Consider the following 18,460-nt stretch of genomic DNA (forward strand, 5'->3'; position numbering starts at 1 on the left):
AATACACTCCGACTTTACAGCACTATCACCACAAAGCTCAGAACTCACACTGTGCAAACTCTGGGCTTTTTCCTTACGACTGGACTTTTTCAGCTCTGACCCCTTAACCTTTAGATCTGCTTCTGCTAAAGTCTTAGTCACAAACTTTACTGCACCTGCTGATAAGACACCTTGCCTTTCTTCACTTTTAATACTTCTTGCCTTTATAGTACTTCTATCAAAAGATTCAGAAAATGAACTCCTTGACCCTTGTTCACTATCGCTAAAAATGTCAGAATTTCGTGCACTTACATCCTCTTTAACATCAGATTGCATTGTACTAGTTTTCTTAGCACATTTTGTTTGTTTATTAGGTGGTTGACGTATTTTTGGTTTTGCACCTTCCTGCAAATATTTACTTTCTAAACCATGAGTTTGATTGTCGGATACAACATAAGGGACTTTACACTCTTTTTCAGAATTAACAGCAGATACAGCACCTGCATACTCCACTGTAGTAACAATAGAAGTAATTGAACTTTTATCTGATTTCTTTTTTCTTCTTGAAGATTTATTTGAAGATCTTACTCTATCTGCTGACACAGGATTATGCGCTTCTATACCATCATCAATATTTTCTGCACCTAAAATATTCTGATCAGAAGATGCAATATTTAATTCAGATAACTGCTTACTTAACTCCTCATCTGAGGTAATGCTTGTCTCATCATTTGTACTTGCTTCTGTATTTTTTGTACTTGACTTATTCCCAGTCTTTTTATCATATAACATAACCATAGCATAAGCAGCTACTCCTGCAATAATTGCGATTATAGGAAGTATCATAACAATATACTAGTTTTATAGGAAACAACACAAAAACAAATATATACTTTGTATGCATCCATATAAAAACACATTACTGATGGATATAATGGTCCTTATGTTACCTATAACACTTTACATGTATTTATTAAGATAAACTTAAGAAAAATATACTTGATATTACAACATGTCTAAAGTACCCAGTAAGTACTTTAACCAAGTTTTTATTCTACTTCTTATTAACGTACACCTTATAGGGACACTGTATGTAATTTAATATACACTCTAAGCATTAGTACCTAAAATCCATATTAAAATCCCCAAATATTATAAATATTATAACGTAAGAGAATATTGACTACCACCCACAGTTCGGTACTTTGATTCTACCACGTTCTTATATAATACTATATCTTTTCTAACCAAATGTATTGTCTCTTTCATTAAAAGAGACCGTGTAAGATAATCAGCCGCATTATTAGCAAACACCTCAAAATTCATAGTACCTTTAGTGACATGTTCTTCTACTACACTAAAAATATTACTACACGTATTAATAATTCTACCTGGGAAGCTAAATCCACGCACTGTACATATTCTATTTTCTTTTGTACCGTATAAATGACTATCTACCATTCTTGCCTTGCAACATACATTACTAAACACTCTTGCATGAAATATTGAATAACCTACACTCTTTCTTTTGTACATCTTACATTTTGTTATTTCCTCATTTTTACGCATTGCCATATCCCCTGATTGAATGATAAGACGATACATATTACCAAGCTGTACAGCACAAGATATCTTTAAAAGATTACTTAACATACGCAACTCTGGATCTCGAATGTCTGCACTCGCAAAGTCATAAAACATACTTAGTACTTCATCATAAAAACTACTATTATATATTCCAAAAACATAATTCTCCTTAAATTTGTCATGGAAACAAAACAAAACTTCTTTCAATGGTGGTGACACAGTTTTTAAATTATATATTCCCAAATGCATAACACTAACCAACAACTCATCCAAATGCTTTGGGTCATAGTAGTGACTTGCACAATATTTAAAATAAGCAAGAAGAGCAAGAAACCCTGTTCTAAGTAGCAAATGTCTAGCTAAACTACTTTTCACCATAAATATCAATAGATTGCTATTACCACTTATCTTCAATAGAGCATTTAGAATTCTAGGTTTTAATGCAATTTTATCACCCTTAACATCAAATACACCGAACATAAAATCTGCGATGTAGTCAATATGCATCCTTGCAAAACATTTTATATTTTCTTTAAATTTCATAGCACTAAGCCTAAATTCTTCTTTAGAAGTGCTATCAAAAACACGTTTAATCTGCATATGTCCAACAGCAGCAGTTTGCACTGATGTAAGATTAGTACCACCTTGCATACAATCCGCACTACCTGCACTACTTGAATGTGCTATCTTCTTTTGAGCAGTACTCTGTACCACTTTACTCTTTTGAACATCAGATTCATCATTAACAACCTTTTTTACGACATGAGATTGACTACCACGAACCTTTGGCTTTGCACCTTGTATTAAATATCTATCTTCTAAACTGCATTCTTCAGCTTTACTTACAGGATCAGGAACTTTTACCACCTGTGCAGTACTAGTACCAGGCATATCACTAGCATGGCCTACTGCAGCACATGTGTCTAAAGGCTTACCCGATATGCCTCCCGACACAGGACGTGCTTTTTTTCCTTTTTCAGACTTCCTTCTTGAAGTATGCCAATCTTCAGTAAATTCATCACCTGAACTTTGTACTGCTTTAGCTTGTTTACTAGAAATCTTTACATCTATCTTTTTAGTAGGTAACTCAGCTGACATTGCCATATCATCTTTTGACATAGCATTCTTCACACTATCAACACCTTCTGCTTTTTCAGAACTCCTAACAACAAACCCAGAAGATGTACCTTTTACATCTTGTACTTTTGTACTTTTCTGACCAGTACTTTTAACACTAGATAGTGCAACATTAGTTTTTTCACTGTCTTTAGATTGCTTACTAGCAGCAAGACGTACTTTCGGCTTAGCACCTTGTTCTAGATATCGGGGTTCTAAATTAGTTGCTTCAGGCACAATACTAGAAGATACTGCTTCTTGCTCAGAATTAGCATTAGGTGCACTACTAGCATGACCTTCTACATCAACATCAGGAGTAACAACCTTTAACTCTTTTAATGCTGATCTTTTCTTATTTCTTTTCCTTGAAGATTTACTTGATAATTTTTCTACATTCTTTTCTAAGCTAGGCTCCCCCCCCCCCCTCTATTTGAAATTCTGCTTGTAGTCTCTAAACTAGATAATTCTTTACTTAACTCTTCACCTGAAGCAGCAGCTACAACACCATTTGTGCTCGTCCCTATGTTATCTACATTTGACTTACTACCAGTTTTTTTACTTTTATCACATAATACAACTGTAGCAAGAGTTATTGCCCCTGCAGCAACTGCAATTGCAAGCAAAATCATAATAGTATATTGATTTGAAACTTGATTTTTCTATAATTAATATTACTATATTTTTAACTTTTTTACAAGTAATACTACATGTTCTTCGACAACACATAAACAATTTTGGAAATATGTTAAAACTAAATATGTACTTCGCAGCACTTATTAAATTCTTGCAAACTCTTATAATGCATTAACACAACACATATATCAACTAAACCCACAAGAACTAACATCTACAATTCATAAGATGGTCGCACATCTTCACCAAGAGTAGAGTACCGACTCAATACTACTACCGAGTACCGTAATATGTCTTGTTCAACAAGAGCAAGTGTCATTTTACTAGACAAATAACGTTCTACACGAGATACCATTGAATCAATAAAAACACCAAAACACATACTACGTGAATCAACATGCTGTTGAATGTCTAAAATAAGTCCTCTAAAATCACATATTACATTTAAACTTGATGGATACTTAAGCCCATGCACTGTACATATAAAATTTTTTCTACCTGGATCATACAAATGACTCATAGTATTTCTCAAGTGACAGCAGAAGTAACTAAAATTTGGAGAATAGTGTTCAACCATCTTACCTTTAAAAAATATCGGCTTTTCTTTGTGTTTAGGTATTGTTTGTTTTACACGATGAAGCACGCGGTACATTCGTCCAAATTGCATCATGCAAGATAGTAGTAATCTATTTCTTAACACCTTTAATTCTAAATCTTGAACTGGTACATCTACAAGTTCATTGTACATTTTTAACAATTCTTCATAAAAATGTCGAGAATGTAATTTAAAAACATTTTGTTTCCCTATGGATCGACCATAACGCTGAAGTAGTTCACTTGTTTGCCGTGAGTGATATCTTACGTTCTCAACTCCTAGCTTTAGAATATCAAGTAATAACATATCTATCCGTGATTGATCATCCCAATGACTTGCACAGTATTTAATACTATTCTGGATATTAATATTAGCAACTCTACTTAACCAGTGGTCTAAAGCAGCTATTTTAATCATAAAGATGCACATTTCTGTTTTCTCAGTTAGAGATGATATCATCTGTTGAACATTAGATTTTATTTTAAGCTTACCTTGTTCAACAGAAAATGTACCAAATATTGCATTTATACAATATTCCATATGCATACTTGCAAAATCTTCTACACCAGATCTAAATTCCCTTACTTTTTTAGTATGTTCACTTAAAGAAACATATTCTTTGCCTTCCTCAAAAAACTTACTAAATACCATATGTCGTTTAGGTGACACAACCTTTACTGACGACAATACACCAGCACGCTTTTGATCACTCTTTACATCAACTAAAGCTGGTTCTTCATATTTTAAACTAGGTTCTTCTTGCACAGCAGTACCTGATGCAACTGTACCTTTCTTACCATCGGATGTTTTAGTACCCACATCATTAGTAGAACTTGCACCTTTAGAAACACGAATTTTTGGCCTTGCACCTTGCTTTAAATATTGATCACCTGCCTTTGGCTCTTGATGCTCTTGACCAGACATCCGTTTTCCTACTGGCTCAACATCAGTAGTAGCAACACCAGTGGCACCAGCAATATCAGTAATACCAACAGTACTGGTAACAGCAGCAGTTGCACTTGACTCTACAGATGTTAATTTTTTTTTGTTTTTTCTTTTTGAAGACTTATGTGACACTTCTTGCCAAGCTTCTGACAGAGTATCAGTTGTTCCTACCACACCAATATCTGTTGTTTGTACAGTAGTCTCAACAGTAGATACAGGTATTTTACTGCTTGTACTCTGTTTACTTTCAACTTGATAATCAGAAAGTTTTATTTCAGTGTGGCCAGGTACTGAGGATTTTGATGGTACAGTACCAGATAGTGCTGCCACGACATCAGATTTTTGTTTCTTATCAACATCTTCTGCCCCTGCAGTACTACTAACAGAAACCTCAGAAAAACCACTGCTTTGTAATTTTCCATCTGATACATCTTTCCCTACATCACCAACACTTTCTACCTCTGCAGAACTTTTAACACCAGACTCAGAAACTTTACCTTTCATATCTTGTGTTGTTGCACTTTTTTGACTAGCACTTTTAACATCTGCACTCTTAGCACTAGATGATGGAGAACTAGTTTTTTTACTAGCCTTAGTTTTTTTACTACCATGACGTGCTTTCGGTTTAGCACCTTGCTCTAAATATCGATCTTCTAAATTAGCTGCTTCAGGCACAGTACTAGAAGATACTGCTTCTTGCTCAGAACTAGCATCGGTTACACTACTAACACGATCTCCTGAACCAACATCAGGAGTGACAACCTTTAACTTTCCTAATGCTGTTTTTTTCTTATTTCTTCTCCTTGAAGATTTACTTGATAATTTTTCTACACTCTCTTCTAAGCTAGGCTCCCCCCCCCCCTTCCATCTACATCGTTTGTTTTCAGTACCTCCTGATCAGAAGATGAAGAACCTAATGCAGAGATTTGTTGACCTAATCTCTCTTTTGAAGTAGTAGCAACCGTCTCACTTAGATCCTTTTCCACTTTTCCATCATCTACCTTCTCACCAGCTTTTTTATTTTTACTACACAATACAACTATCGCATAAGTTGCTACTCCCATAACAACTGCCACCACAAGCATAACAACACACCAACTTTGGAAAATTTAAATTCTTTATGATTAATATTATCATATTTACAAAATTTTCACAAATAAAAGTAGCAATCTCTTTGTTTTAACCAACTTTCAAGAAGTGATTTGATAAATAGCATAGTCTTACTAACACTAGTTACAAATGAGCAATCTAATACTCATTAAGTCAAATAGGCAGGAATTAGATAATGAAAAAACAGAAACAAGTTTAGGTAAAACGGTTGTTCCTATTTCAGAAATAGCAATTACATAAGACAATTTCTATTAACAATAATGACTATAGATATTTTTCATAATAATCTTCTATACATTACTATCTCCGATGCCTCTTACTTTCACTAACACCAGAATTACGAATCATTTCATCATATATAGCAGAATATGCTTCTATCTCCTCTCTACAAGCAACTATGGCAAAGTTATCAGTTTCACCACATAAACGCATAGCAAGATCCTCTACAATAACACTATAACCCATAGTACCATTAGTCATATTGCTTTCAATTTCACCACTTAAATGTTCAGAACATTGGCATATCAACTTTCTTGGAAAGAATATACCAGAAATTTGCACTACTCCATTAGAATGTGGATCATACATATACATTAGGTTAACCAGCATATCATAACAAACCTTACCAACTCTTCCTGCGTGAGGCCTTGGTCCCCCCCCCCCACCATCACACCCATATGTTCAATTATTGCACGAATACCTTCTTCATTAACAAATTTACCTTGAGATTTAACAAAACACATATAATTAGCATACATATCACCAATTATCATAGCACACTTTACTATTGCCAAGTCTACCACTTGCTTTGGGCAACTTGTATCAACCAATCTAAACAACATGAGCCTTTGAAGAACATCTAATACATTTCTAAAAAATTTCCCATCATAAAATTGATGATCACTATTTGCCATTTCAACACAACAATTACTCAATACTTTCAATATTTGTTCAAAACTTGCTGTGCTCTGCATACATTGGATAACTTGAGTAATGCTTTGATCAAACAATGATTGGTTGCTAAATAAATATGCATTACATATTATACTGTTAGCAATCTCAGGTTGATTCATTACTTCCATACAAGTCAACATGTAAGCAAACTTAAATATAAAAGTGCAAGTGTTTTTATCTGGTATTGCTCTTTTTATAAAAGACATAATACCTTTCTTAATAAATACCTTACCTTTTCTCTGTTCAAAAAGTTCTCTACTAATAGAACGACAGTATTCAAGATGTATAGCTCTAAGAACACATATCTGCTGTTCGAAGTTTGCTCCCACTACAATATCTTCTTCACCAGACGGTTTCACACTCTTAACAAACTTTGGTAACATATTCTTATGTAAAGTTTTTTTCCCCTTTGCACCTCCAACTTCAGATACACCTACAGACTTTATGTGTGTATTAAAAATTCCTGCACCTTCACTAGATACAATAGTTTCACTTTTTTGTATACATTGACCAGATGGTCCTGCAGGTACTTGTTTTACAACACCAGATACATCCTCTTCTTGTATACCTAAAGAACTTTCTTCTAGAAGCATACTTTGATCAAATACTGTTGGATTTACACGAACTGCAGCACCTAATTCATCCAAACTTAACTGTTCTACAGCACTAACAATATCTTCTTCTTGTGTAAATACTCCTCCTACAGACTCAAATTGAGTACCAAGGTCTTGTACAGCTAAACTCTCATCTGCTCCAATTTTACCACAATCAGGTTGCTGAGATACATCAAGACTGTCATCAGTGGTACTACCATCATGCTTTTGCCACACTTGAGGATCATCAACAGGTTTTTCAGAAGTTTGAACAGTTACACTGCCTTTTTCAATCCCTTCTTTATATTCTTTTGCGGCCTGTATAGGCACATCGTCTTTATCTTCATAATGCTTACTAGACCAATCATCAAGTTTAACTGCAGCTTTTATAGGTTTTTTACCTTTTATAGACGGAGATTGTTCAACTTGAGCACCAGGTTCTTGTACAGCTAAACTCTCATCTGCTTCAACTTTACCCCAATCAGGTTGTTGAGATACATCAAGATTGTCATCAGTGGCACTACCATCATGCTTTTGCTCAACTTGAAAACTATCAACAGGCTTTTCAGAAGTTTGAGCAGTTATACTGCCTTTTTCAATCCCTTCTTTATATTCTTTTGCGGCCTGTATAGGCACATCGGCTTTATCTTCATAATGCTTACTAGACCAATCATCAAGTTTAACTCTAGTTTTTCTAGGTTTCTTACCTCTAGAAGTTCTATCAGTATATACTTTTGGCCTTGCACCTAGAGGTAAATATTGAGAGGGTTCACTTCCAACATTTACTGCAAGCGTCTGACCACTCGTATGCTGTACACCAGCATCACCAATACTAGTTCCAACATTCCCCACATTTTCCTGAACAGATAGCCTACTTATTTCTTGCTGGCTTTGAACAGTTTTATTAGGTTCTTCTATATCTTTTTTCTCACCTTTTGATTGTGCGTTTTTCTTTAACTCTTTTTGAGAGTTCGACCTCTTCTTTATACCTTTACCAGGCGCGGTATCTGTATCATCTTTTACAGGTTGATCTAGACTACCCTTACTAGTTCCCTGAATATCTTGCTTACTAACTTTTTGCTGTATTTCTTCCACTGAACCTTCTTTAGCATTTCCATCTTCTCTTACATTCTCATTAGACGCAGTATTCTCACTATCTTTTGCAGGTTGCTGGCCAGTTCTATCAGACTCTTGTACCTCTTGTTTACTATGCCTTGAACGCTTCTTTTTCTTACCACCTTGTACTTGTTGAGTACGCACAATTTCTACACCATGCACTTTAGCTTGATCTTGACCAGTTTTTCCAGCCTCTTGTAAACTTTTTTCATTACTTTCTGAACGTTCATCTTTTCCAGATATTTTGTTACTATTTCTACCTATCCCAGAACTAACAAGTAATCTAAGCAATACTGAAGCTACAGCACCACCAAAAAAAGATATAATTGCTAATAATATTAATATCATAACCAGAAATTATAAAAACACACACCAAAACAATAAATAAGAAAGTTTAAATTCTTCATAATTAATATTACAATATTTTCAATATCTTCACAAGATATGCCATAGGGATTCTGCTTATAAATTAATATATAGTATTATTATTCTAACCTGTAACCATACGAAATATGTAAAAACTCTTTTACATATTAAAAACAGAAAATTATCAACATCATGAGATCAATATTCTGAAACAATAGAATAAACTACCATAGTTCTCACAAAATAAGTAACCACGTTATACACAACTTATATTAAAGACACTATAAACATAGTCTCTCAATTCTGATGAATTTTCTATCAACCAAATAATAAACTTTTAAAGTTATAAAACTCTATCTTGCATTCCCATGAAATTTATCTAAATCATATACCAGGCTATCATACACACAAGCATATTCTTTTATATGCTGCTCAAAAGCAGCTAAGTTATCTTTAGTCATTAACAAACAAATGCTATTTGTTAGATCATCCATAATAACATCAAAATCCATACTATCACTAGCAATTCGCGCTTTAGCTATATTAAGAAAATTTACAGAACATTGTTCTATCAGCATACTAGGAAAATATAGATCATCTATTACAACCATCATATTACTATGTACATCATACATATACTGCATTTTATATAACACATAGTAACACATTAAACCAAAAACCTCTGTATGTTTATTGTCTTCATTAACCCTTGTCCTAGACGATGTAACTTTCATTTTACTATACATACTACCAAGAATTATTGCACAACTTACTATTGCAAAGTTTAATACTCTACGTGAACAATTTGTGCTACCTGATTTAACAGATGCAAGACTACGTAATAATTGTAATACATCAGAAAAAAAATTACTGCTATAACACGTCACAATTGTAGGGAATCTCTGAACATGATGATAATGCATAATTTCCTTTAACCTACAAAAAGACATGCTTGTACTTTGGATATTAGTAAGAAGGTCTACAAGACACACATTCAGTACTGAAGTTGCACCAACATATCTGTTATAAATAAGGTTATCACAAAATTCAGGTCGATTTAATAGTAATGTACAATGCAATACAGAATAAAGGTGAAGTATAAAACCACACAATCTATAATCCGACACTTCACTCACTAAAAAATTCATTATATTGTCATGAAGAAATACTCTATTATCCTGCACATAAAAAATCTCTTCAATAATATCACAACTATACCTAAAATGCATATCCATAAAACTATACAATCTATTCTGGTATTGCCTTTGCAGGCTCCTTCCACATTCCACATCATCAGCTTTTATCCCACCATTCTGTAAGTGTTCCATTGCACTTTTATTACAAGAAGCAGTTTGACTCATAGTAACGCTTGATGCTTCTACAGATTCTATACACACATTTAAAGCCTTATTATCTTTAGATTTTTTCACACTACTTTCTGATACGCCTGCATCACATAAATCTGACACAATTAAAGATTGATTTATATCTTCAAAACCAACTTGCTCGAACATTTTAATGATTTCTTGTTCTTGCTCATAATCAACTACATCAGATAAAAACGTATCTTCTAAATCACATTGCGTATACTCTGAATGGGATTTTAATGTTTCACTCTTAGGTATAATAGATCCTAAGTATTTCATTTCACTTACTTCAACTAACTGTTCATTTGCTTTATCAGCTTCCAGTAATACAGGACCAAAAGTTAATCCTTCTTCAGATACTTGTTCAATTTCAACACTACTAGATTTAAACAACACTTCCTCAGTAGATTGAGACTGTGCTACACTAGTTATTGATTGAATATTTCCTACCTTAGATTTCCTTTTAACTCTAACAAGCAAAGGCTCTATTTCCTTATAACATTTATTAGACCAATCATAGAACTCAACTGCAGGGTTTTTAATGCAATTAGGTTTCTTAGTTTCAGTAGGTTTACTAGAGCATACTTTTGGTCTTGCACCCTGACGTAAATACTCAGCTTGTAAATCAGATGATTGTATTGTATCACTAATTTCAGAATGTAGACCAGTATTATGGAATACTTCAGATCTACTAAGATCTTCTTCATCATTGGATTGATGATGCAAGTTATAAATCCCACCTGCTTCTAAATTTTTCTCAGACGAAGTTTTGACATCACACATTTTAGATTGATATTGACTATATTTATCAATTCCTTTTGATTCCTCATCACTATTTTGTTCTTTTCTTTCATAATTTTCTTCACTTGTTTCACATTGATCAACACTATACATTAAACCACGCAATACTTTATTTAAAAGTCTCATAACTAACAACATATATATTAAAAAATAGTTCAAATTTTGATAATTAATACTATGTTTATAATAATCTAACAAGATATATTAACAATAACGTTACAATTTATAAAAAAATTCTAAAGAAATTAATTAACAGATTAGCTACATAACTTTACCTTAATAACTACTTACCGCAGTATATAAGCAATAAAAATACTTTTATTCCTAAAACTAGTAGGATATATTACTTAATAGTAACACTGTGAATAAATGCCACAGTAACACTTCTTATGAAATACATAATAACCACAACTACACAAATTCTACCCAAGATAGTCTTGCTATAAGGCATCATATACTTCAGATTTTCACTCACATACATTTTCATAACTGAACAAAATTTTCAGCATGACAAAACTTCTATCTTTGATTACTAGAACCTTTATCAAGATCACTTATTGTATTCATCACACAGCTTAGTCATTAATTTACTTCATATTTAAACTCATTTGCAGAATTTATCTATACAAAAAAAGTTAAGTGTATCTTCTATCTATTATATTACCTTTACCAAAGAAAATACTGTACTTCAGATTTTCACTCACATATGTTTTCATAACTGAACAAAATTCTCAGCATGACAAAACTTCTATCTTTGATTACTAGAACCTTTATCAAGATTACGTACTATATCATCATACAGGTTAGCATATGAAGCTACTTCATACTTAAAAGGACCTAAGTGATATCCACCCATCATTCTACAAATACAACTAGCAATACCTGTCATAATCATGTTAAAAGACATAGTACCCTCAGCTATATGCTCTTCAGCTCTCTCGCAAAAACCTAGAGAACATTGTGCTACAGTGCACTTGGAAATAACATATTATGAAGTTTAACTAATTTATTATTATCCATATTATACATATACCGCACTTTGATATAACAGATCGTAACACATTGACCAAATACCCCTCTTTGATGCCCTGTTGATTTCATATGTTCAACTAAACACATAATATCACGTTCCTCAACTCTTGGTTTCTTATTTTACATACTACCACATATAATCGCACAACTTACTATTGCAAAATCCAATATATCATGTGACGACAATATACTATTTACCCTCAGGTAGCTAAGCTCACACAATAATACATATATACCACGAAAAAATCTCCATCACGAAACATTACATCACTAAAACTCAACCTGTTGAGATACTGACAATACAATATTTGTTTGAAATGACGAAATTTGAATCCTTCATACTGCATACCTTCATAAACTTTCATAATCAACATATCCAATAAGTATTTCTCATGAACACGAGCATTATAGATTACAGTATTACAAAAATTTTGTCGGTCTAATGGCACTGTACAACATAATGTGAAACAAAGTTTAAGTACCAGGACACACAAATTTTAATGTTGCAAATTTATCAACAAAACCTCAGTATGTAACACATAACCTATTATCTTGCATACAAAAAAGCTTCTGTAGCATTTCACAGCAATATATAAACTGCATATTTATAAATTTATACAAACACCCTTTAAATCGTTGGTTAGTTGACTATATTTTTTCTGCAGTAACCTTACGTAAGCGCTTTTTATGAAATCACCGAATTGCCTTGCATGACAAGTAACAAGCTCAGCTGCAGATATACTACTTACTATTTAATGTTGAACAATGCTGTGTAAAGCAATCATTAATTACACTATTAGAGTTATTACCTATATTTGGTAAATTAGTAGCACGTTGCACATTCCTTTTTTGTTAACCGCCATAACTCATTTTTGGTCTTGCACCAACAGCAGAATAATTTTGTACATAAGTATTTTCACTTAATTGACTACCTGGCAAATTACTACTAGGTTGCATTATTTCTACCGGGCTATCATAACCATGCATACCTACCCTTGTATTACAAGCAAAATAATGCTGCTCATCAGGACCAACAGACAATTCCCTTCTTAAAAAGTACAAACTTTCATCCTCCAAGTCTTTGATTTTCCGCAACATTAGAGTTATGCTACCATATCATATAAGTCAGAACATTCCTGTATTTCCCGCTCAATTGTAATTGTCCTTACATGATATCTATTACATACATATTTCAACCAGATATGATATTTTTTTATTAAACAAAACTTCGAAATTACAAACTTTCATCTTTCAAGTCCTTGATTTTCCATCACATTAGAGTTATGTATTACCATATCATATAAGTCAGCATATGCCTGTATTTCCCGCTCAAAAGCAGCTAAATTAAATCTATCAAGCATGCTACAAATAAGCATAGACAGATCTTCTATTATAACATGAAAACCCATAGTACCATTTCCTACACTATTTTCGACCTTACTGTAAAAATATTGAGAACATTGTTTTACCAACCTTGCTGGTAAACAAACACCACACATTAATACATCAGTATTATAACTTGCATTATACATATACAGCATATTACACAACATATAGTAACATATGGTACCTAATTTTCCTCTACAAGGACCAGTTGATCCCATGCAATCGAGTAATGCTCCAATACCAGATTCCTTAGTAAGATTTATTTCAAGACCTGCAATGTGTTTATAATTACTATACAAGCTACCAAGCAGCATAGAACAACCTACTATTGTAAAGTCTAATTCTTCAGCTAGACAATCTGGTACACTTAATCTAATAGATGCAAGACAAACCAACACTTGTAATAACTCAGAAAAAAATGCCCCTCCATGTAATGTACTTGTATTATTTTGGGAAAGCACTCTAACATGACAACGATATAATACCCCACGTACTGCATCCATACTTGGGTAGCCATGTTGCATAGTAACAAGCAGGTCGCTAATACAACTACATAGTATTGATGGTTTACGAAAAAAATATGCATTATAAACTAAACTTTTACAAAAGGTAGGTTGACTTATAATTTCAGTACAATTCAACACATAAAAAAGCTTAAGTACAAAAATACACATTCTATAATTTGGAATGTTAAGTCTCAAAAAAGATAGAACTCTGTCACAAGTATATATCTTACCCTTTTGCATTAAAAATATTTTTTTAGACATATCACAGCAATATTTCAAGTGCATCATTTTTAAAGCACAAAACTTAAAGTTAAGTGCTGCCTGCCTTCTTAGAGGCTTTTTACCAGCATATTTTAAAATATCAAGAGCAGATGGTAATACATTTTGATTAAAATCAATAACTGATTGTTTATTTTTGCTATCTCTTACACTAACTTTAGATACTTTCAAAGATTTTAAATGCTGATTAAAACCTTGTGATCGACTATCACCAACAGTTTCCTTACTCTCACCTTTTTGTATATCTTTATCACATACTTTTTGCACAACACTAGATGCTGCCACAGTGTTTCCTATAGGATCTGATATTCTTTGACCTATAGATCCAAGAATAGTTACTTGCTGTGTACCCAAAGAAATTTCTTCCAAATTCGTAGGTTGTTCAGCGTGAGTATCTTGACTTTCCACAACTAAACTTAAACCCGTACTAGTAGTACTTTTACTAGGTTTTTGTTGAACTTTAGCAGCACCTAACAATGTAGAAACATCCTCTCCACCAGCTGTAGATTTAACCACAGAAACAGATTCTTTCGCAGATTGAACAAGCAAAGGATCTTCTTCCCCATAATGTCTACTAGACCAATCATAAAATTCAACTGCAGGTTTACTAGTTGGCTTAGGTATTTTTCCTTTAGTAGATTTAGTAGAACGCTCTTTTGGTCTTGCACCTAGAGCTAAATATTGATCCAGCGAACTAGACGCTTGTGGAGTATCACCACTCCCTACAACATCCTTACCTATATTTTGATCAGATTTTTTCCTTTGAGCAAGTGTATCAGTATGCTCACTTGCACTTTGGATAGGTATATCACTACTACCAGCCTGATGTGTCAAGTCTCCATCAGACTCAGCGTCATGTTTCTTATCTTCACACTGAACATCTCTATAAAATTTATCATCTGCTGCTTGCGCTTTCTGCTCTAATCCTTTTTTACTTTCTTCTTCAGATTTTACACCTTCACTAGATGTAGTTTCAGTACTATGTCTCTCATCTTTACTCTGAACATCTCTTTCCTTTAATCCACTCTTATTCTTTTTCACATTTTTACTAGATACAACATTTGTACCGTCTTGTTTAGCTTGATCAGCTTTACCAATCTCCTGTACACTTTGTCCACCATGTCCTAACTTTTTCCTTTTTCCACTACTCCTTACATTTTCACCAGATGTTGCACTTCCATTTTGTGCTTTTCTATCCTGACTATTTTCACTCTGTTCTTGTACATTCTTCTTAGGAATTACTACTTGTGCTTTACCACTTAACTTTCCCTCATCCTTTTCTCCATTAGCATTCTCACCAGATGAAGTATCTGCACTGTTTTGCTTGTCTTGACCAGTTTTGCCTATTTCCTGCGCACTTTTCTTACTAGTCCTTGATCTCTTCTTTCTTTTACCGCTACTTACATTTTCAGGAGTGGTATTCCCATCACGCGTTTTACCTTTACTATGGTCACCTTTACCAGATTCTTGCACACATTTTTCTTCATCAGTATCCTTCTGTTCCTCATTCTCATTTTTTTCGTTTTGATCAGCATTAGCGATCAATTTAAGTAACACTGCAGCTGCAGCACCACCAATAACAGATATAACTGCTAAAAACACTAACATTACTAGAAACTATAAAAACACACACTTACACAAGATAAAAAGAATTTAAATTTTTCTTCCAGATTATAATATTTTAACATTTTTTTTTAATGTTATAAAAAAACTATCTGATAAAAACTATAATAAATATATTTTCAGCTTTTTAATAACAAAAATACATTAACAAGCTGATTATTCCTAAAAAGTATTAAGTATTAAATACATAAGTACTTATAATCAACAGCAATGTTCTGAAATAACAGTGTAGTATTACTACAGTACTTTTCATAAAACACATTTTGATTATTCTCACACAACTTACGCTAGTCGCATAGACATAGCATTTAATCATACTGCAATTTAACTAGACAAAAATTTTAAAATCGATAAATTCTTATCTACTAGGGCCTTGAACTTTGGCACTATCAGAACCATGCATACCTTATCATAAGCCATACTATAACTCTTCTCCAATAGCAGCTAAATATATGTTATCGACTAAGTAACAAATCTGCATAGCAAAATCATTTATCACAATATCAAAACTCATACTATTATTAACAATATGTTGTCTCACTGCCTCACAGAATCTGTACTGTTTTGCTTAGCTTATAGGTTTTGTCTATTTTTTATACACCTTTCTTACTAAGACTTGATCTCTTCTTTTTTCTACCACTATTCATATCTCTACTAGACATGTTATTTTCATCACACATTCTACCTTTAACTATGACTATCTATATCAGACCCTTGCACACAGTTTTTTTTATCATGTTTCTTCTATTTCTCTTATTGATTTTCTTTATTTCAATCAGCATTAGTAATCCATTTAAATAACAGTGCAGCCGCAGTACTAACGACAACAGATACAAATGCTAAAAATACTAACATTACTAGAAATTATAAAAACACACACTTATACAAAACTTGATTACTTTGACACAGTTTACATTAAGCACACAGACATAACATTTTATTATACTGCTTTAACTAGACAAAAATACACTTACACAAAACTTGATTACTTTAACATAGTTTACATTAAGCACACATACATAACATTTAATCATACTGCAATTTAACTAGACAAAAATTTTAAAATCGATAAATTCTTATCTACTAGGGCCTTGATGTTTGTCACCACCATGATCATTCATTAGCTTGTGATAAAGCATACTATATGATACTATCTCCTCTTCTATAGCAGCTAAATGCATTTTATCAAGCAATAGACAAACTTGCATAGCCATATCATCGATAATTATACCAAAATCTATACCACCACTATTAACACATTGCCTAACTCTATCACAAAAATTCTCAGAGGCACTTAAAACAATCCCAGCTGGTACATGCAGACCTTCAATCAGTATTGATTCATTATAGTGTAAACTATACATACACGTTAGTTTACGTAATATAGCTACACATAATTTCCCAAAAACTCCTCTATGAGGGCTTGCTGGTCCCATATGAGTAACCAATATACTAAAATTAACACCGCTGCCAATCCTTCCAGAAGACCGAGCAAGTGTTCCATAATGTTTATACATAGTACCCAATAACATTGCACAATGTACTATCCCAAACTCTAACACACCATGCCGATTTGCACAATCTGGATCACATAACCTCAACTTTACGAGCTCACACAATATACATAACACCCTTCTATAAAAAACTGGACTATGCATTGCTCTATTCTCTGAAGGCGAAGGCAATATTCTAGAAAAATAAAAATGAAGTACAGGTATGTCGAATTTTCCATTGCTAATATATGCAAGGAATTTTCTTAAGAGTGTATTGACTATAGCTTTATCCCAACACAGTCGTGCATTATAAGTTATAGCAGCACAAAAATTATTATCAGGAAAGACTGCTGCAAAATTTATTAGCAAACCAACTTTAACTATAAAAATACAGAGTTGAGGATCTGTTACTTTGCCTAATAAACCTTCTAGCTGTGCATTAACATGAACCCTAAGATCCTTTACATAAAATATACTCGTTAGAATATCACAACAATAGTTAATATGCGCATTTTGAAAAACAAATAATTTGTTTTTAAATTTATTAGCTGCAACACGATATTCTTGATTAGATAATGTTGAATATTTATCTATATGCAAAGGTATTAAACTGTCCTTGCTATAAACAATATTTTTCTTACCTTGTTTTTCAGGATCCACTCTTACAAGCACCGTACCTACACCAGTCAGCTGAGTACTTGGTTTAACAGTACCGGGTCCACCTGTTTTATCATCTACTTGTTCAACACTACTTTCTAATGGACCTGCTGCACCTAAGTCACTTAGGCTAATTTCTTTAGCCAATTTAACAAGTTGTTCTTCTGCATCCTCTAAACCTTGTTGTACAATGCCAGACTCCAAAGGCCCTTTATCTTGATCCTTACCTTTCGCAGCCTCTTGCTCAAGAAAAGGATCTTTCTCCTTATAACTCTTACTATCCCAATCAAAAAATTGAACTGCAGGTTTCTCAGGTGGTTTA

13 protein-coding genes are annotated in these 18,460 nt (G+C 33.1%); all 13 read right to left on the reverse strand.

All coding sequences use genetic code 11. The annotated features are described in order from the left end of the window. Positions 1-825, reverse strand: an 825-nt coding sequence (locus tag DRF75_RS04195) for a hypothetical protein (protein WP_129992717.1), incomplete at its 3' end; no start/stop codon positions are given. A 315-nt stretch (positions 826-1,140) separates the two neighbouring features. Continuing rightward, complete coding sequence (locus tag DRF75_RS04200) at positions 1,141-2,919, reverse strand: DUF3514 domain-containing protein (protein ID WP_129992718.1); 1,779 nt, start codon at positions 2,917-2,919, stop codon at positions 1,141-1,143. Between the two features lie 164 nt (positions 2,920-3,083). After that, positions 3,084-3,311, reverse strand: a complete 228-nt coding sequence (locus DRF75_RS04205; protein WP_129992719.1) for a hypothetical protein — start codon at positions 3,309-3,311, stop codon at positions 3,084-3,086. 218 nt (positions 3,312-3,529) lie between these two features. Then, entirely contained in the window at positions 3,530-5,530 is a 2,001-nt protein-coding gene (locus DRF75_RS04210) for a DUF3514 domain-containing protein (RefSeq protein WP_129992720.1), read from the reverse strand. A 164-nt stretch (positions 5,531-5,694) separates the two neighbouring features. After that, positions 5,695-5,940, reverse strand: coding sequence for a hypothetical protein (locus DRF75_RS04215; RefSeq protein WP_129992721.1), 246 nt, complete (start codon positions 5,938-5,940; stop codon positions 5,695-5,697). A 325-nt stretch (positions 5,941-6,265) separates the two neighbouring features. Then, a complete protein-coding gene (locus DRF75_RS05215; RefSeq protein WP_129992722.1) occupies positions 6,266-6,574 on the reverse strand; it encodes a DUF3514 domain-containing protein in 309 nt (102 codons plus the stop codon). Then, complete coding sequence (locus tag DRF75_RS05220; protein ID WP_129992723.1) at positions 6,559-8,976, reverse strand: DUF3514 domain-containing protein; 2,418 nt, start codon at positions 8,974-8,976, stop codon at positions 6,559-6,561. Before DRF75_RS05220 ends, DRF75_RS05215 begins: the two co-directional genes overlap by 16 nt. 371 nt (positions 8,977-9,347) lie before the next feature. Beyond that, positions 9,348-11,288 carry a DUF3514 domain-containing protein gene (locus tag DRF75_RS04230; protein ID WP_165375562.1) on the reverse strand — a complete coding sequence of 647 codons (1,941 nt, stop codon included), beginning with the start codon at positions 11,286-11,288 and terminating at the stop codon, positions 9,348-9,350. A gap of 622 nt (positions 11,289-11,910) precedes the next feature. After that, the gene (locus DRF75_RS05080) at positions 11,911-12,069 is read right to left on the reverse strand and encodes a hypothetical protein (protein ID WP_160249037.1); all 159 of its coding nucleotides are present in this window, start codon (positions 12,067-12,069) and stop codon (positions 11,911-11,913) included. A 325-nt stretch (positions 12,070-12,394) separates the two neighbouring features. Further along, a complete protein-coding gene (locus DRF75_RS04235; protein WP_129992725.1) occupies positions 12,395-12,643 on the reverse strand; it encodes a hypothetical protein in 249 nt (82 codons plus the stop codon). Between the two features lie 403 nt (positions 12,644-13,046). Beyond that, entirely contained in the window at positions 13,047-13,292 is a 246-nt protein-coding gene (locus DRF75_RS04240) for a hypothetical protein (RefSeq protein ID WP_045171118.1), read from the reverse strand. A 146-nt stretch (positions 13,293-13,438) separates the two neighbouring features. Further along, positions 13,439-15,973, reverse strand: coding sequence for a DUF3514 domain-containing protein (locus DRF75_RS04245; RefSeq protein ID WP_129992726.1), 2,535 nt, complete (start codon positions 15,971-15,973; stop codon positions 13,439-13,441). Between the two features lie 1,091 nt (positions 15,974-17,064). Then, the coding region (locus DRF75_RS04250; protein ID WP_129992727.1) for a DUF3514 domain-containing protein at positions 17,065-18,460 on the reverse strand (1,396 nt) is incomplete at its 5' end.

This window comes from Ehrlichia minasensis, assembly GCF_004181775.1.
Classification (GTDB): domain Bacteria; phylum Pseudomonadota; class Alphaproteobacteria; order Rickettsiales; family Anaplasmataceae; genus Ehrlichia; species Ehrlichia minasensis.

What these genes read in the sequence shown, in the direction of transcription:
- DRF75_RS05215 (WP_129992722.1), bottom strand. Translation starts at nt 6,574, where the DNA reads ATGCTGGTTAACCTAATGTATATGTATGATCCACATTCTAATGGAGTA.
- DRF75_RS04240 (WP_045171118.1), bottom strand. Translation starts at nt 13,292, where the DNA reads ATGTTGCGGAAAATCAAAGACTTGGAGGATGAAAGTTTGTACTTTTTA.
- DRF75_RS04230 (WP_165375562.1), bottom strand. Translation starts at nt 11,288, where the DNA reads ATGAGACTTTTAAATAAAGTATTGCGTGGTTTAATGTATAGTGTTGAT.
- DRF75_RS04205 (WP_129992719.1), bottom strand. Translation starts at nt 3,311, where the DNA reads ATGATTTTGCTTGCAATTGCAGTTGCTGCAGGGGCAATAACTCTTGCT.
- DRF75_RS04215 (WP_129992721.1), bottom strand. Translation starts at nt 5,940, where the DNA reads ATGCTTGTGGTGGCAGTTGTTATGGGAGTAGCAACTTATGCGATAGTT.
- DRF75_RS05220 (WP_129992723.1), bottom strand. Translation starts at nt 8,976, where the DNA reads ATGATATTAATATTATTAGCAATTATATCTTTTTTTGGTGGTGCTGTA.
- DRF75_RS04245 (WP_129992726.1), bottom strand. Translation starts at nt 15,973, where the DNA reads ATGTTAGTGTTTTTAGCAGTTATATCTGTTATTGGTGGTGCTGCAGCT.
- DRF75_RS05080 (WP_160249037.1), bottom strand. Translation starts at nt 12,069, where the DNA reads ATGTCTTTTAACATGATTATGACAGGTATTGCTAGTTGTATTTGTAGA.